This is a genomic window from Natroniella sulfidigena, from assembly GCF_023223645.1.
Classification (GTDB): domain Bacteria; phylum Bacillota; class Halanaerobiia; order Halobacteroidales; family Halobacteroidaceae; genus Natroniella; species Natroniella sulfidigena.
On sequence record NZ_JALKBY010000002.1, the window covers coordinates 133,287 to 150,634 of the forward strand.

The window sequence follows — 17,348 nt, forward strand, 5'->3', positions numbered from 1 at the left end:
ACCTTACTTTTTTACTTAAAACCTCTTTATCAAATTATCAAATTCTTTAAGTAATAACTCTTCTGCTCTTGCTTGATAATATGCTAAATATAGCTTGCGGTTAATCAACATATCCCTTACCTCTACTTGCTCTACTCGCTTAGCAGAGATAGCTTTTTGAGCTGCTAACTCTGATATAAAAGAGACCCCTAAGCCAGCTTCTACTGCTGAAATGATAGCCTCTGTACTCCCTAAATTAGCAACTACATTTAAATCGTTCTTATCTACTCCTGCTTCCTTTAAACCTGTCAACATTGCCTTTCTTGTCCCTGAACCCTCTTCTCTAATTAACATTCTTTCTTCCACTAAATCATCAATAATAATCTTATCCCGTTTAGCCAACCGATGCTCCTTAGGAAGAATTAAGATCAATCGATCATCAATTATCACTCTAGTTTTCACACCCTTAATCTTAGGCTTAGAACCAACTATTATTAAGTCAATCTTTCGTTGTTCTAAAAGATCAATCATCTCTTTACTATCTCCGACTCTCATTACCGTCTCTATTTCTGGAAACTCATCATAAAATTGTGCTAGTAAGTCAGGTAATAAGTACTCTGAAGGAATTGTACTAGCTCCTATTGATAATTGTCCAAACTTTTCTCCCTTAATTCTAGCTACCTCTAACTTAGTCTCTTCCCAGCTAGCTAAAATATCTTTTGCTCGCCTATAAACCACCTTTCCTGCTGGAGTTAGTCTTAATTCTCCATCTTGCCTAATTACTAATTCAGCATCAAAGAACTCTTCTAATGATTTAATTTGCATACTAACAGCCGGTTGAGTTAATCCTAATTCATCAGCTACTGCTGAAAAGCTAGCTTTTTCCATTAATTTAACCAACATCTTTAAGGTCTTTAACTTCATCAACATCCTCCTCATTTCAAAAATAAAAAAGAGCCTATAGGATTTCCCGTTAGACTCTTTTCCTAATTACTACTCTTCAACTTTAAATAAAGGGGTACTTAAATATCGCTCTCCTGTATCAGGAGCTACTGTTACTACCTTCTTTCCTGCTCCTAACTCTTGAGCTACCTTAATAGCTGCTACAACTGCAGTCCCTGAAGAAATTCCAGCTAAAATTCCTTCTTCAGCTGCTAATTGACGTGACATCTCCATTGCTTCATTATTTTTTATTTGTACTACATCATCTAATATATCTATATTAAGTACATCAGGAATAAAGCCAGCTCCAATCCCTTGAAGCATATGCGGACCAGGCTCTTCTCCACTAATCACTGCTGAATCACTAGGTTCTACTGCCACAACTTTAACTCCTTCAATTTCATCTTTTAAAACTTCACCAACTCCAGTCACTGTACCACCCGTTCCTACTCCAGCTACAAAAGCATCTAAGTCCCCCTCAGTAGCTTCAATAATCTCTTTAACTGTCGTTTTGCGATGGATATCTGGATTAGCAGGATTTAAAAATTGTTGTGGCATAAAATAATTTTCATTATTATCAGTTAATTCCTTAGCTTTTTCAATAGCTCCTGGCATTCCCTCTTCCCCAGGAGTCAAAATTAATTCAGCCCCATAAGCCTTTAAGATCTTCCTCCGTTCAATACTCATTGTATTAGGCATTACTAAAACTACATTATACCCTTTAGCCGTTCCAATAAATGCTAAGCCAATTCCTGTATTACCACTAGTTGGTTCAACAATCGTTCCACCTGGCTTTAAGTAACCTTCTTCTTCAGCCACTGTAATCATATTAAACGCTATTCTATCCTTAACACTACCCCCGGGATTAAAAGACTCCAATTTAACATAGACTTCAGCTGCATCTTCTGGTACAACTTTATTTAATTTAACAAGCGGTGTCTTACCTACTAACTCTGTTATATTATCGACAATTCTCATCTTAAAACCTCCTATGTATTCTCATATCCAAGTAAATCGCTTTGTTTTCATTTAGTTATAGTTTACAAAAAAAACCACCCCCTGTCAAGAAGAATCTGTAACCACCTCAAACCGTTGTGTTGGTATAACTTCAAACTCAATCACATAATCCCGTTCCAATTGCTGTTGAATCTGTTCAGCCAAACTATTAATATCTTCTTTGTCTTTTGCGTGCGGACTATAAAAGACCAATTCAATTCGCTCTTCTCCTACTTCAACTTTAATTAATCTACTTTCAAATTGATCCTTAAAATGTTCACGATAAGTTTGGCGTACAACATCCTCTGGCTGTTCTTTAACCATCTGCTGATAAGTAATCACCCATAGTGGTACTGCCAGTAAAAGTAGAGATATAACTAAAATAATCAAACTCTTTTTTATTAATTTTTTAGCAGTTAAATCATACCAAAACTGAGGCTTTAATCCTTTAAAATAAAAGGTCAACACAATTGCTAACAATAGAGCAAAGAAGTTTGCCAATAATAATAAAATTGCTCCAGAAAATAAGGGCCAACTCCAAAGTGCAATCCCAATTCCTATCGTTGCCATCACAGGAATTAAAGCAGCAGCAATTACTACCCCTACCAACTGTTGCTTAATATTAGTTACTAATGAATAAGCTCCTGCTCCTCCAGCAGCAAAAGCAATCAACAGATCAGGTAATGTTGGTAACATCCTAACTTCTAAAGCCCGATTGATCGTTACATTCGGAATAACCAGCCCCGATAAGGCACCAATCACAACTGCTACCACAACTACTACTAACTCAGCAATCAAACCTTGAACCGATAATTTCAAATCACCTAACACTATCCCTACTGCTATCGCTATAATTGGCCCGAAGACTGGAGCAATTACCATTGAACCCACAATTACTGCAGTATTGTCAATAATCAACCCCAGCGTAGCTATAATAGCAGCTACTACAGCCAAAATTAATAGTTGACTATCTACTTTACTATTATCTTTAGCATATGTTACAATCGTTTCTCTTGATGCTCGATAATTATACTCTTTAACTTTTTCTTTATCTCTAGGTATAACTGTATCAGGAGTAAAGATGATTAAACTTCGCTCTGTATTTTCCGAAAAATTAAATCTTTCTTTTAATCCATCCAATAACTGATCTTGATTCCCATATAATAAGTTTAAAATCAATAAATCTCCAGTTTCAGATTCAATCAATTTATAGTTTTCAATATCTATCCCTAATCTCTTCAATAAGTCAACTGCTTCTTTCCCTTTACCAGATTCGAAAGTGGCATGAACTATCTGCATCATCTGCCTCCTCTTTTTAAACTACTCTTTAGTGTGCCACCAGTTTTAAAAAAATATAAGAGATCACTAAATTTAGTGATCTCCTGGACAAAGCAACTTTTATATTCTATTTTTCCATTCGTTCTAAAATTAACTGATAACCATCAGCCCCATAATTTAAACATCTCTTGACTCTACTGATAGTGGCAGTACTTGCTCCTGTACTCTGAGCAATCTCCTCATAAGTAGCACCCTCTTTTAACATCTTAGCTACTTCTAATCGCTGGGCCAAAGATTTTATTTCATTAACTGTACATATATCCTCAAAAAACTTATAACATTCTTCTTTATTCTCTAATAATAAAATTGCTTCAAATAGTTGCTCGGTAAATTCATTCTTTAATTTAGAGTTCAAATCTCCCACCTCCTAAGTTTCTTAACCTTATTATAATACATTTTAGAGCTTATTACCAGCAGTTTAATGTATTAAAGAGGTGATATACTTTAGATTAAGATTAAGTCCGAGTTTAAGTAACCCATTTAAAAAGCATAGTTTCTTAAATAATAAAAAGCATAAGCTATCCTCTCAAACAGAAGATAACTTATACTTATAATAAGCCAAGTTGCTTTTACATAAACAGATATTTTATTGCAAATAATAATGCTAAAATATTAATTACCATATTAGTCTCATCAGTTCTTCCAGAAACCAACTTCATAATTGGATAAAAGATAATTCCAGCTGCAATTCCTTCAGCAATACTAAAAGTAAAAGGCATCATTGCAATTGTCATAAAAGCAGGAAATGCTTCTGTAAAGTCTTCAAAATCAATTCCCTTAATAGCTCCCATCATTAAAACTCCCACAATAATTAACGCTGGAGCTGTCGCTGCCTCTGGTACTAACAACACCAAAGGAGAAATTAATAATGAAAGAAGAAATAAGATAGCTACTACAACTGCAGTTAAACCTGTCTTTCCACCTTCAACTACTCCCGCTGTACTTTCAACATAAGTAGTTACTGTACTGGTTCCAAGAATCGCTCCTGCAGTCGTTCCAATAGAATCGGCCATCAATGCCTTACCAGCTCGTGGTAAATTACCATCTTCATCTAACATTTTGGCTCGAGCTCCAGTTCCAACTAAAGTCCCAATCGTATCGAATAAATCAACAAAAGTAAGGGCCAAGATCACATTCAAAATCCCAAAATTAAATAACTCAGGAAATCCATCTACAAATGCACCGAAAGCCTCAAAGCTCACTTCCAATGAAAAAGGTGAAAACCCTTCTCCAATCTCCACAACACCCATTGGAATTCCAATAATAGTAGTTAGAATAATTCCAAGTAAAATAGATCCTTTAACATTCTTAGCCATTAAAATAGCAGTAATAATTAAACCAATTAAAGCTAAAAGAGTGCTCGGTTGAGTTAAATTATCCGTTAAAGCAACTAAAGTAGCTTCATCTGCTATAACAATTTCAGCATTTTTCAAACCAATTAAGGCTATAAAGAGACCAATTCCTGCACTAACTGCTTTTTTTAGAGATAAAGGAATTGCATTGACTAAAACTGTTCTAAGACCCGTTATCGTAATAATAATAAAGAAAACACCTGAAATAAAGACTGCTGCTAAAGCTGCTTGCCAACTAAGCCCCATGCCAATTACTACAGTATAGGCAAAGAACGCATTCAATCCCATCCCTGGTGCTAAAGCAAAAGGATAGTTAGCATATAAACCCATAATCAAAGTAGAAATTGCTGCAGATATAACTGTCGCAGCCATAACTGCCTCAAATGGCATTCCTGCATCACTCAAAATTATAGGGTTAACAATAATGATATAAGCCATTGTCATAAATGTAGTCAATCCAGCTATAACCTCTGTCTTAAGATTAGTTCCATGTTCTTTTAACTTAAAAAGATTTTCCAAAAGTTCGTTCATTAAAAGTCCCTCCTAGTTTAGATATTTTATTTAATTAAACCTAAAAAAATAAAAATCCCAAATTATAAATTCCAGAGGGAATTAATAGTTTGGGATAAAGATATAGCATACAGCTACATCTCTTCCCGTAGTCGACTAATTTACGGCTAGTCGGTAGAAACTTTCAGACCTTATCTCTGAGATTATACGGAGTTGATAATTTTTTATTGTTTTAAAATTAATTACTAATTATATCTTTTGCAGTATAATAATATCATAAATTCAAATATTGTTCAAGTATAAACTAATATTTCTGTTGTTTTATTGAATATAGTTCGTTTTCACCTTGGTTACTACTGCTTCAAACCCCCCTACGAGTTTTTTACAAAAACTCTCCGTGGAATAGAAAATAATTTTAAATTATTTTCTATTCCCACTCAATAGTTGCCGGTGGTTTGGAAGTTATATCATAAACGACTCGATTGACCTCTGGTACATGGTTGGTAATCTTGGTCGAAATCTCTTCCAAAACTCGATGAGGAATTTTGGCCCAATCAGCAGTCATTGCATCTTTACTCTTAACAGCACGTAACACAATCGTATAGGCATAAGTTCTTTCATCCCCCATCACACCTACACTACGCATTGGAGGTAAGACAGCAAAATACTGCCAGATCTCTCGATCCAATTCTGCTTTACTAATCTCCTCTCTAAAGATAGCATCAGCTTCTCTTAAAACCTCTAATTTTTCTTCAGTAACCTCCCTTAACACTCTAATCCCTAAACCGGGCCCAGGGAAAGGTTGCCTCCAAACTATCTTGGCTGGTAGTCCTAATTCTTCCCCTACTTCCCGTACTTCATCCTTAAATAATTCTCTTAACGGTTCAATCAATTTAAATTCCATATCTTCAGGTAAACCACCTACATTATGATGGCTTTTGATTGTGGAAGAGTCATCACCTTCTCCACTCTCTATTACATCAGAATAAATAGTACCTTGCACTAAATAACTAGCATCTCCAACTTTAGCTGCTTCCTCTTCAAAAACCCTAATAAATTGATTACCAATTATCTTTCTTTTCTCTTCAGGGTCTGCAACCCCAACTAATTGTTCTAAAAATCTATCCTGTGCTTCTACAGCAACTAAGTTCATCTCAAATTCTTCACCAAAGGTCTTTTTTACCTCTGCTGCTTCATTCTTACGCAACAGACCATGATCAACAAAAATACAGGTCAACTGTTCTCCAATTGCTTTATCTACTAAAGCAGCTGCTACTGAAGAATCTACCCCTCCAGACAAACCACAGATTACCTGTTCATCATCTCCTACTCTCTCTCTAATCTCTGCTACTGTCTGTTCAATAAAATTAGCAGTTGTCCAATTTCCTTGACAGTTACAGACCTGATACAAAAAGTTTTCAATTATTTCTGTTCCCTGTGGTGTATGTACTACTTCAGGGTGAAATTGAACTCCATAAAATCCTTTGTCCTGATTACCAATTGCAGCTAGTGGAGTATTATCTGTAACACCAATTACTTCAAAACCATCAGGTAGTTCAGCAACAGCATCCCCATGGCTCATCCAACACTCTAATTGTTGGTCTAAATCAGTAAATAACTCCAACTCTTTCTTCACTTCCATCATTGCTCGTCCATATTCTCTATTCTCTGTTGCTACAACCTTACCCCCAGGTAGCAGATGGCTCATCAACTGCATCCCATAACAGATCCCTAAAATAGGAATCCCCAATTCAAAAATTTCCTCCTCGATATACGGAGCATCTTCTGCATAGACACTTGCTGGCCCACCTGAAAAGACAATTCCTGCTGGTTCCAACTCTTTAACCTTCTCTAAATCAACATTATAAGGTAAAACTTCCGAATAAACATTACACTCTCTAATCCTTCTAGCAATTAATTTGCTATATTGTGCTCCAAAATCTAATACTAAAACTACTTCTTTTTGTGCCACTATTTAACCCTCCTTAAATCTAGTATAAATAAAAAAACTCAAATTATAAGCCCTAATTTAATTACTCAAGGGCCAAATTTGAGAGATAGATACATATAGATATAGCTATATTACTATCTCGTAGTCAACCAGTTTGCGGCTAGTTGGTAGAAACCTTCGACCCCTATTGTCGAAATTATACGAGAAGTTGATATTTAGTGGCAAATGCCACTAAATATCAGTGTACAGTGTACGGTTGACAGTTGACAGTTAAAAACCTTTAAAAACTTAAAAAATCAAAAAAACATTCCTAAAACAATATTATTCATAAAAGTTTTGCTCATGATCTTAATTTTTTAATCTTTTGCTCTTAACTGTAAACTGTACACTGTCAACTGTAAACTGCTCTATTATCCAGTTATGCTGTTAGTATAAATCAGATCTTAATCATTGTCAAGTTCTAGCTTTAAATCATTATTTTCTAAATATTTTTTAGTCATAGCTAATACTTCCTGATAGACATCTTGTAAAGCTACCCCCAAACTCTCTGCTACCAGCTTGCATTCTTCATACTCTGGAGCATACTTCAAAACTCTTCCTCCTTTAAAAGCAAGTTTGACAGTTATCTTACCAACAGAGGTATCTACCTTTAAGAACTTTCTATTCAATTTTTCTCTAGTTACTTCATACTTTCTAATCCCTAATGTTGTTGTTTCTTTAAATAATACTTCTTCAATGTCTTCTACTATCTCCTTAGTAGCTAATACATTGACTTTAACCCCTGGTCGATTCTTCTTCATCATTATATTTGTTAGATAGACATCTAAAGCACCAATTTCAAACAACTTAGGCATTAAATAAGAATAGATCTCTGAATTCATATCATCAATATTTGTCTCTAGCATAATTAGAGTTTCTTGACTTTTTTTTTACCCAATGTCACTCGCAATAAATTACTGATCTCTAACTCTTTACTGCCTAGTCCATAACCTACTTGCTCAACTACCATCTCAGGATAAGGAATAAAATCAGTAGCTAATACCTTAATTATTGCTGCTCCGGTAGGAGTAACCAACTCACTCTCTACTCCTTTAGAATAAACAGCAACATCCTGTAAAATCTCTAAAGTAGCAGGAGCAGGGACAGGTAGCTTACCATGAGCACAATTGACAAACCCCCTTCCTAAATGTAAAGGAGAAGAATAAATCCGATCAACCTCCAACTTATCTATACAGATAGCAGCCCCTACAATATCAATAATCGAATCTATAGCTCCTACTTCATGAAACTGCACCTCACTTAGCGGCTGATTATGGATTTTAGCTTCTGCTTTAGCTATTAGCTCAAAAATTTCACAACTTAAGTCTTTAACATCCTCATTTAAGCTACTAGTAGTGATTAAATCTTTAATATCCTGTAGACTACGATGATGATGCTCTTGCTGATCGACAATTACATTAAAATCCGTCCCACTAATTCCATTTTTCTGTCCATAACCGATTTCCAATTGATAACCAGTCAGATCTATTTTTTTCAATTCTTTCACAAACTCTTCTTGATCTACTCCTAAATCAAGTAAAGCACCGATTGTCATATCCCCACTAATCCCTGCTAAACAATCAAAATAGAGTATCTTTTCCATACTTATATCCTCTCTTTAAGAATTTTTCTTCAATGCAGTTTCAATCTGGCGATTAATAGTACTGGCTAGATAAGCAGCACCAAAACCATTATCAATATTGACCACTCCAATCCCACTAGAACAACTATTTAACATGGTCAATAAAGCTGATACCCCTTCAAAATTAGCACCATAACCGATACTGGTTGGAACAGCTATTACTGGCTTATCTACTAAACCTCCAACTACACTGGCCAGCGCACCTTCCATTCCTGCTACAGTAATAATGATATTAGCATCATCTAACTTGTCTCGATTTGATAATAACCGATGAATTCCCGCCACCCCTACATCATATAATCTCTCAACAGTATTTCCTAAGACTTGAGCAGTTACTACTGCCTCTTCAGCTACTGGAATATCTGAAGTTCCACCAGTAACAACCAAGATTTTACTGGTTGTTGTTTCAAGTTCTTGTTTTTTAATCACAACTGTCTTAGCTAGCTCATTATATTCTATCTCATCTGTTATATCCTGCAACGCTTCATAAATTTCAGTGTTGGCCCTGGTTGCTAAAATATTATTATCTCGCTCTAACATCTTAACAACTATCCCTTTAATATGGTCTACTGACTTTCCCTCACAGTATATAACCTCTGGATAACCATTTCTCAAACCACGATGATGATCTACTTTAGCATATCCTAAATCTTCAAATGGCAAATCTTTCAACTGCTCCATAGCAGATTCTACATCTAACTTCCCGCTCTTTACTTGTTCTAATGTCTGCTTAATAACTTCATTTTTCATACTCTACCCCTCTTTCTATTTATCTTCGATTCTTTTCTCTGCTTCATCCAACACTTCATTCATACTCCCTGGACGATAACCTGCTAAGTCCAATGTTACATAAGTAAAACCTATCTCTTTTAACTTAGCTGAAATTTGATCCATTACTTCTAGTTCAAAGAACTTCTTTCTTTCCTCAGGAGCAACTTCAATTCTAGCAATCTGCTCATGATGTCTAACCCTAAACTGTTTAAAACCAAGTTCTATTAAATAATCTTCCGCTTGCTCAACCATCGATAACTTCTCTTCATTTATCTCTTCTCCATAAGGAAAGCGAGAAGATAAGCAGGCAAAAGCTGGTTTATTCCACGTAGGAAGCCCCAACCTCTTTGATAATTCTCTAATATCATCTTTGGTCAGTTCAGCTTCTTTAAGAGGACTAACTACTTCTAATTCCTCAGCTGCTTTCATTCCTGGTCGAAAATCTTGCAAATCATCATAATTAGAACCATCAAGTACATACTTTATATTGCGTTCCTTAGCTACTTCCTCTACTTTAGAAAATAGTTCATGCTTACAGTAATAGCATCTATCAGGTGGGTTGTTAGCAAAACCATCTACCTCTGTCTCCTCTGAAATAATAACTACCTGCTCAATCCCTATCTCTTCTGCTAACTCTTTTGCCTCCTTAAACTCTCTTTCGGGGTATGTAGATGATCTAGCTGTAACTGCCACTGCATTATCTCCTAACACATCTTTACAGACTTTACTTAAAAACGTACTATCTACCCCTCCAGAGAAAGCAATAACTACACTACCTAACTCTGTAATGATATTCTGCAATTTTTGATATTTTTGATCTAAATTCATTTTATTACCTCCATTATTAATTAATATCAAACTGAACAGGCCATCAGACCACTAGTTTAATATTCAGGATAGATCTAGTTTTTCCTGCTTTCAATTTTTTATAAAAAAAGAAGGTCTCCTTAGAAAATTCTAAGAAGACCTTCTTGATCTTAAGCAGAGGAAGTTACATCATTCCTGGCATTCCTCCGCCCATTCCACCTGGCATTCCGCCACCCATTCCAGCTGGCATTCCGCCACCACCATTGCCATCATCATCATCATCTCTTGCAGCAATAGCAGTTTCAGTTGTCAACAATGTAGCAGCTGCACTAGCAGCATTCTGTAATGCAGAACGAGTTACTTTAGCTGGATCAACAATACCAGCTTCAATCATATCTACAAAGTCACCAGTAGCAGCATTAAATCCTACTCCAGCATCTTGCTCCTTAACCTTCTCAGCAATAACTGCTCCTTCATAACCTGCATTGTCAGCAATCAATCGAACAGGAGCTTCTAAAGCTTTTCTAACAATATCAGCACCAGTCTCTTCATCACCTTCTAAACCTAATTCTTCTATAGCTGTTAAAATGTCAAGTAAGATTGTTCCACCACCTGCTACTATACCTTCTTCAACAGCAGCTCTAGTAGCACTTAAAGCATCTTCAATTCTTAATTTCTTTTCTTTTAATTCAGTTTCTGTAGCAGCACCAACCTTAATTACCGCTACTCCTCCTGCTAGCTTAGCTAATCTCTCTTCTAACTTATCACGATCAAAGTCAGAATTTGTATTTTCAATTCGTTGACGAATTTGAGCTACCTTTTGTTCAATATTCTTTTCATCTCCAGCTCCATCAACGATAGTAGTATCATCTTTAGTAATATTTACATTACGAGCACTTCCTAACATAGAAACATCAACACTTTCTAAGTCTAAACCTAAATCTTCAGTAACTACTTGCCCACCTGTTAAAGCAGCAATATCTTCTAACATTGCTTTTCTTCTATCACCAAATCCAGGTGCTTTAACAGCTACACATTCAAAAGTACCTCGTAACTTATTAACTACCAATGTAGCTAATGCTTCACCTTCAACATCTTCAGCAACAATCAATAATGGTTTATTTTGTTGAGCAACTTGCTCTAATAATGGCAAGATATCTTGGATAGAGCTAATCTTTTGATCAGTTAATAAGATATATGGATCTTCTAAATTAGCTACCATCTGTTCATCATCAGTTACCATATAAGGTGATAAGTAACCACGATCAAATTGCATTCCTTCTACAACTTCAAGATCAGTTCCCATTGTCTTAGATTCTTCAACAGAGATAACACCATCTTGGCCTACTTCTTCCATAGCATCAGCAATTAATTCACCAACAGCTTCATCAGCAGCAGAAATAGCAGCTACCTGAGCGATAGACTCTCTATCTTCAATTGGTTTGCTAATAGTTCCAATTTCTTCAACAGTTGCTTCTACAGCTTTTTGAATTCCTTTACGAAGAATCATTGGATTAGCACCAGCAGCTACATTCTTCATTCCTTCATTGACAATAGCTTGGGCCAACACAGTTGCAGTAGTAGTTCCGTCCCCTGCAATATCATTAGTATTAGTTGCAACCTCTTTTACTGTCTGTGCTCCCATATCCTCATAAGCATCCTTCAGTTCAATCTCTTTAGCAATTGTCACACCATCATTAGTAATCATTGGTGCTCCAAAACCTTGCTCAAATACTACATTACGACCCTTTGGCCCTAATGTTACTTTCACAGCATCAGCTAAAGCATCAACTCCAGCTTCTAATTTACGTCTTGCTTCTTCACCAAACTTAATTTCTTTTGCCATATGTAGTCAACCTCCTTGATTTTTTCTTCTAAATTTATTTTTAAATCATCAAATCTTTACCTAAAATCCAAAAGTTAAAGATGTTGCTTACTCAACGATTGCTAAAATATCTTTTTCATTAACAATCAAATATTCCTCACCTTGATGCTTAACCTCAGTTCCAGCAAACTTACTATAAATAACGATATCTCCTTCAGCTACCTGCGGAGCAATAACCTCTCCACTATCTGCTCTTCTTCCTTCACCAACTGCTACAACCTTACCTTCTTGTGGCTTTTCTTTAGCACTATCCGGTAACACAATTCCACTTTCAGTCTTTTCTTCTCTTTCTACAGTCTGAATTACTACTCTGTCCTCTAAAGGCTTAATTCCCATTGAACACCCTCCTTTTAATATGATTATATTTTATTATGATCATTTTTTATTAGCACTCACCATTAACGAGTGCTAATGATTACGTAACTAATAATAACTAAATCTGTCCTTAAAATCAAATTGCTTCTCAACTTATAAACCTGAATTAATTTTAATTAGAGGTTATTATATCCTTAAAACTCATCTTTTCTCAAATAAACTCTATTATTTACCTCTTGCCAGTATTGTATTGTATCCAAATTCCAATTTTTTATTCCTTAACCACTAAATATCAGTGTACAGTTTACAGTTGACGGTTGACAGTTAAGAGCATTAGAGCATTAAAACATTCAAATCAAACCCATTCTAAACCTTTAGAAAACTTTTAATCTCTTGATCTTTAACTGTAAACTGTAAACCGTAAACTGTCAACTTAATGTTGTGGCACAAAAGTGCTACAATATTATAATCCTTTATCAGTTGACAGAATTAAATAAATAATATAAGATAATATTTAAATATCTACTCGATTATGTAAGAATCAAACTCAAAGGAGGTATTATAAATAATGCATCAACAAGCTGATAATTCAGAAGAACGAGCTGTCGTTACAGTTTTAGGAGCAGACAAGGTCGGTATAGTAGCTAAAGTAACAACAGCCCTAGCAAATCATAATGCTAACATAGTTGATATTAGTCAAACATTATTAGAAGACATCTTCTCAATGATTATGTTGATTGAAATTAGTAATTTAAAGACTGATTTTGAAACTTTAAACAAAGAATTAACAGAATTAGAAGAAGAGATAAACGTAGAAATAAAACTACAACATGAAAACATCTTTAAATATATGCATCGAGTCTAATTAGGAGGTGACTAGATTGCTATTTAATAACCAAGAGATTTTAGAAACAATCCAGATGGTTAAAACAGAAAACTTTGATATTAGGACAATTACTATGGGAATTAACTTACGAGACTGTGCTCACCCTGATATTGAACAATTAGCTACCAATATTTATGATAAAGTAACTACTAAAGCCCAAGACTTAGTATCAACAGCAAACAAGATAGAGCGAAAATTTGGAATTCCTATCGTCAATAAAAGAATTTCTGTTACCCCTATCTCAATTATTGCTGATGCTTGCCAAGAAACTGATTATACTAGCATTGCTCAAACTTTAGATAAAGCTGCTAAGGAAGTAGGAGTTGATTTTATAGGAGGCTTTTCTGGATTAGTACATAAAGGCTATACTAAAGGAGAGAAGAATTTAATCAATTCAATCCCTCAAGCCTTAGCTACTACAGACAAGGTCTGCTCTTCTATCAATGTTGCCTCTACTAAAGCTGGAATTAATATGGATGCTGTCTTAGAAATGGGAGCAACTATTAAAGAAGCAGCTCAACTAACTGCTAAACAAGATGGACTAGGAGCAGCTAAACTTGTCGTCTTCTGTAATGTTCCAGAAGATAACCCCTTTATGGCTGGAGCCTTTCATGGTACTGGAGAACCTGAAACAGTCATTAATATTGGAATCAGTGGGCCTGGCGTAGTCAAAAATGTAGTTGAGCAAATTCCAGATGCTGATTTCAATACTTTAGCAGATACAATCAAAAGAACAGCCTTTAAGATTACTCGAGTAGGAGAGTTGGTCGGTGCAACAGCTTCTGATATGTTAGATATACCATTCGGAATTGTCGACTTATCATTAGCACCCACCCCAGCAATCGGAGATAGTGTAGCGAATATTTTAGAAAGTATGGGATTAGAATCATGCGGAACCCATGGCACAACGGCTGCTCTAGCTTTATTAAATGATGCAGTTAAAAAAGGTGGTTCAATGGCTTCTTCCTCAGTAGGAGGTCTAAGTGGAGCTTTTATCCCTGTCAGTGAAGATCAGGGAATGATTAAAGCAGCTGAAATAGGTTCATTAAACCTAGAGAAATTAGAGGCAATGACTTCAGTCTGCTCAGTAGGATTAGATATGATTGCTGTTCCAGGAGCTACATCCAGTGAGACAATTGCAGCTATTATCTCAGATGAGATGGCAATTGGAATGATTAATAAGAAGACAACTGCTGTCAGAATTATTCCTGCTCCTAATAAAGAGATTGGCGATAAGGTTGAATTTGGTGGTCTATTAGGAGAAGCACCAATTATGAAGGTTAGTAAATTCAACTCTGATAAATTTGTGCAACGAGGCGGTAGAATCCCTGCCCCTATTCAAGCATTGACTAATTAAGATTAAGGTTAAGCAAAATCCTGCCACAGGTTAAAACCTGTGGCTTTATCTTTTATACTTCTCATTTTAATGATTATAAGTCTCTTTATTGTTTACTCAAGCTTAGACTCAAACTTAGACTTAAACTTAGGTTTAATCAACTACCTCTACTACTACTCCAAACTCTTCCTCTAACTTCTGATACTCTTCTCCTGTCAGATCCCGGCCCCAATTATCAAAAGCAATTCCTGGTAATAAGATCAGATCAATTTCAGCTAACTGCTCCTGATAATCTAACAATACCTTTCTAAAATCATCTACAACTAATAATCCAGCACATAAGATAGAACCACCAAAAAAATCATTATTGACAGTAGCTACTTCTAACTGCCAAGTTGGATTATTATTAAGTAGTAGTTGTAGACCTTCCTTGATAACTTCTGTAGCTAAGACAGAAGTTAAGATTAGAATCTGCTCAGCATGATGATAATTAATCACTCGTTCTAATTTTTCCACTAATTGAGGGGCCAAATCATAACTAAAGATCAGTCCAGATTTTTGACCTGCTGACTTATTAATTACAACTTCCTTGATCTCTCCTTGCCTTTCTAATTTGATCTGAGGATCTTCACTACTCAATAACTGCTGAAATGCATCCACCCGAGAGATAACCTCGACTCCATCAACCTCAATAATTCTATCCCCAACTTCAATTTGACTAGCACTAGCTGATGATCCATCAATTATCCCTAATATCTCAGCCTCTAAATTCGATAACTTTACTGGTTCTAACATAATTGGAACCTGATATTTAGTTCGACAATCATCAAAAAAATTAGTTAACTGCTCCCATAAACTGAGCTTAAACTTCATTTTAGAAGGACTAAATCTTGTATACCCTGGTAAGAAGACTCTAACTGTCTGGGCTCCATAAGACTCTAAAGCAGCAATGGTTGCTTCTAACTTTGACCAACCAGTTACTGTCGGTAAAGCTACTATACTACCATGATAGATAATCTCTAGCTCTTGTAATCCTTTCATTACATCTATAATTGATTGTTCTTGCTTTTGATTCATCAATTTCTTTCTACTTGCAGAACCAATACTATTAACTGACAGATTAAGCTCAATTGGTCGTAAGCGGGCCAACTCCCTCAACCTTTCAGTAGTTAGATTAATTCCATTAGTCGTCATCTGCAATAAAGTATCAGGAAATTGGCTCCGTACCAACTTAAGTAGCTCCATTATTTGTGGGTGAGTAAAGGGCTCTCCTTCACAGATTCTAGTAGCAGATTCTCCGATTACAATTTTGCTATCAGCATTTAAAAAAGGAATTATCTCTTTCAGCTCAGCCAAAGAGCGATGTCCAGAAGAAAAGACCTCTACATTAGCTGGATTACCTTGATGGCTACAAAATAAACAACTGAGATTACAAACTGATGTAACTGGTAAAATATTTTCTTTCTGAGCTGATAAAATGGCTAGTTGCTGTTCAGTATACTCCATAATAAACCTCCTATCAAAATAATAAAGATCCCCTAAATTAGGAGATCTCATTTAATCTAACTAACCTAACTTTAAATTAGGTTCTGCATTTAAAGAATAAGGTGCTACTTGTTGGTCTAATTGCCACTTGAAATAAGCAGCACTCCCAATCATAGCAGCATTATCTGTACATAATTGTGGTTCAGGATAATATAAACTTAAGCCTAATTCTTCTATTCTAATCGTTAATTCCTTCCTCAACTGCCTGTTAGAAGCAACTCCTCCCGAAAGTAATACGGTCTTAACCTCTTTATCTTCAGCAGCTTTGATTACCTTACTAACTAAAATATCAACGACAGCTTGTTGAAAACTGGCTGCTAAATCAGCCTTAGGAATTTCCTCTTCTTTCTGTCGTTTTTGATTGATATAATTTAAAACAGCCGTCTTTAAACCACTGAAACTAAAATCATAATCTGGACTATCAATCATTGGTCGTGGTAGATCAACTGCTGCTGGATTTCCTTCTTTAGCCAGCTTATCAATTGCTGGCCCTCCTGGATAACCTAACTCCATTACTCGAGCTACTTTATCAAAAGCTTCTCCTGCAGCATCATCTTTAGTCCTTCCTAATATTTGATAACTCCCTAATTGATCAAAATATAATAGATCAGTATGACCACCTGATACAGTTAAACAAATCAATGGAAGTTCTAACTCAGAATAAGAGATAAAATTAGCATAAATATGCCCTTCGATATGATTAACAGCAATCAAAGGTAAATTATGAGCATAAGCTATTGCTTTAGCAGCTGCAATACCAACCAATAATCCTCCTACTAAACCTGGCCCATAGGTTACTGCTACAGCTGATAGATCTTGATAATTAACTCCTGCCTCTATTAAAGCCTCATTAATCACAGGATTAATCAATTCCACATGCTTACGAGAAGCAATTTCAGGAACAACCCCCCCAAACTTGCGGTGCCAATCAATTTGAGAAGCAATTATATTTGATAAAACTTGAGTTCCATCCTTAATAACTGCTGCTGAAGTTTCATCACAGGAAGTCTCAATTGCTAACACTAAAAAGGGTTCTGACATAAAATTCTTCAAC

Annotated in this window: 14 protein-coding genes, 1 pseudogene and 2 riboswitches; of the genes and pseudogenes, 2 read left to right on the forward strand and 13 right to left on the reverse strand. The window is 35.6% G+C overall.

The features are described from left to right. Window positions 1–15: 15 nt before the first annotated feature. The 11 genes and pseudogenes from MWH28_RS01915 to groES form a co-directional block, all read right to left on the reverse strand. Entirely contained in the window at window positions 16–903 is an 888-nt protein-coding gene (locus tag MWH28_RS01915; protein WP_248617577.1) for a selenium metabolism-associated LysR family transcriptional regulator, read from the reverse strand. A gap of 69 nt (window positions 904–972) precedes the next feature. Continuing rightward, the gene (gene cysK / locus MWH28_RS01920; RefSeq protein WP_248617578.1) at window positions 973–1,899 is read right to left on the reverse strand and encodes a cysteine synthase A; all 927 of its coding nucleotides are present in this window, start codon (window positions 1,897–1,899) and stop codon (window positions 973–975) included. Between the two features lie 84 nt (window positions 1,900–1,983). Further along, on the reverse strand, window positions 1,984–3,219 hold the full coding sequence (locus tag MWH28_RS01925; protein WP_248617579.1) for a TIGR00341 family protein: 1,236 nt from the start codon (window positions 3,217–3,219) through the stop codon (window positions 1,984–1,986). 103 nt (window positions 3,220–3,322) lie between these two features. After that, window positions 3,323–3,610 (reverse strand): YerC/YecD family TrpR-related protein, encoded by a 288-nt coding sequence (locus MWH28_RS01930; RefSeq protein WP_248617580.1) that lies wholly within the window; start codon window positions 3,608–3,610, stop codon window positions 3,323–3,325. Between the two features lie 214 nt (window positions 3,611–3,824). Beyond that, window positions 3,825–5,138, reverse strand: coding sequence for an NCS2 family permease (locus tag MWH28_RS01935; RefSeq protein ID WP_248617581.1), 1,314 nt, complete (start codon window positions 5,136–5,138; stop codon window positions 3,825–3,827). Between the two features lie 108 nt (window positions 5,139–5,246). Continuing rightward, a riboswitch (purine riboswitch) is annotated at window positions 5,247–5,348 on the reverse strand. 196 nt (window positions 5,349–5,544) lie between these two features. Beyond that, complete coding sequence (guaA, locus tag MWH28_RS01940) at window positions 5,545–7,092, reverse strand: glutamine-hydrolyzing GMP synthase (RefSeq protein WP_248617695.1); 1,548 nt, start codon at window positions 7,090–7,092, stop codon at window positions 5,545–5,547. Window positions 7,093–7,190: 98 nt separating this feature from the next. Next, a riboswitch (purine riboswitch) is annotated at window positions 7,191–7,292 on the reverse strand. A gap of 219 nt (window positions 7,293–7,511) precedes the next feature. Further along, window positions 7,512–8,710 (reverse strand): annotated as a pseudogene (gene larC, locus MWH28_RS12950) (nickel pincer cofactor biosynthesis protein LarC). A gap of 15 nt (window positions 8,711–8,725) precedes the next feature. Next, window positions 8,726–9,499 carry a nickel pincer cofactor biosynthesis protein LarB gene (gene larB / locus MWH28_RS01950; RefSeq protein WP_248617582.1) on the reverse strand — a complete coding sequence of 258 codons (774 nt, stop codon included), beginning with the start codon at window positions 9,497–9,499 and terminating at the stop codon, window positions 8,726–8,728. 15 nt (window positions 9,500–9,514) lie between these two features. Further along, window positions 9,515–10,348 (reverse strand): ATP-dependent sacrificial sulfur transferase LarE, encoded by an 834-nt coding sequence (gene larE / locus MWH28_RS01955; RefSeq protein WP_248617583.1) that lies wholly within the window; start codon window positions 10,346–10,348, stop codon window positions 9,515–9,517. Between the two features lie 163 nt (window positions 10,349–10,511). Continuing rightward, window positions 10,512–12,173, reverse strand: coding sequence for a chaperonin GroEL (groL, locus tag MWH28_RS01960; RefSeq protein WP_248617584.1), 1,662 nt, complete (start codon window positions 12,171–12,173; stop codon window positions 10,512–10,514). Window positions 12,174–12,260: 87 nt separating this feature from the next. Beyond that, a complete protein-coding gene (gene groES, locus MWH28_RS01965; RefSeq protein ID WP_248617585.1) occupies window positions 12,261–12,548 on the reverse strand; it encodes a co-chaperone GroES in 288 nt (95 codons plus the stop codon). Window positions 12,549–13,095: 547 nt separating this feature from the next. On the opposite strand from groES, the gene MWH28_RS01970 reads away from it, so the two are divergent. After that, window positions 13,096–13,392, forward strand: a complete 297-nt coding sequence (locus MWH28_RS01970; protein ID WP_248617586.1) for an ACT domain-containing protein — start codon at window positions 13,096–13,098, stop codon at window positions 13,390–13,392. A 16-nt stretch (window positions 13,393–13,408) separates the two neighbouring features. Beyond that, entirely contained in the window at window positions 13,409–14,770 is a 1,362-nt protein-coding gene (locus MWH28_RS01975; protein WP_282580094.1) for a PFL family protein, read from the forward strand. A 132-nt stretch (window positions 14,771–14,902) separates the two neighbouring features. Here the strand turns inward: MWH28_RS01975 and MWH28_RS01980 are convergent, their stop codons facing one another. Continuing rightward, complete coding sequence (locus tag MWH28_RS01980; RefSeq protein ID WP_248617587.1) at window positions 14,903–16,255, reverse strand: DUF512 domain-containing protein; 1,353 nt, start codon at window positions 16,253–16,255, stop codon at window positions 14,903–14,905. Between the two features lie 60 nt (window positions 16,256–16,315). Further along, window positions 16,316–17,335, reverse strand: a complete 1,020-nt coding sequence (tsaD, locus tag MWH28_RS01985; protein ID WP_248617588.1) for a tRNA (adenosine(37)-N6)-threonylcarbamoyltransferase complex transferase subunit TsaD — start codon at window positions 17,333–17,335, stop codon at window positions 16,316–16,318. Between the last annotated feature and the right edge of the window lie 13 nt (window positions 17,336–17,348).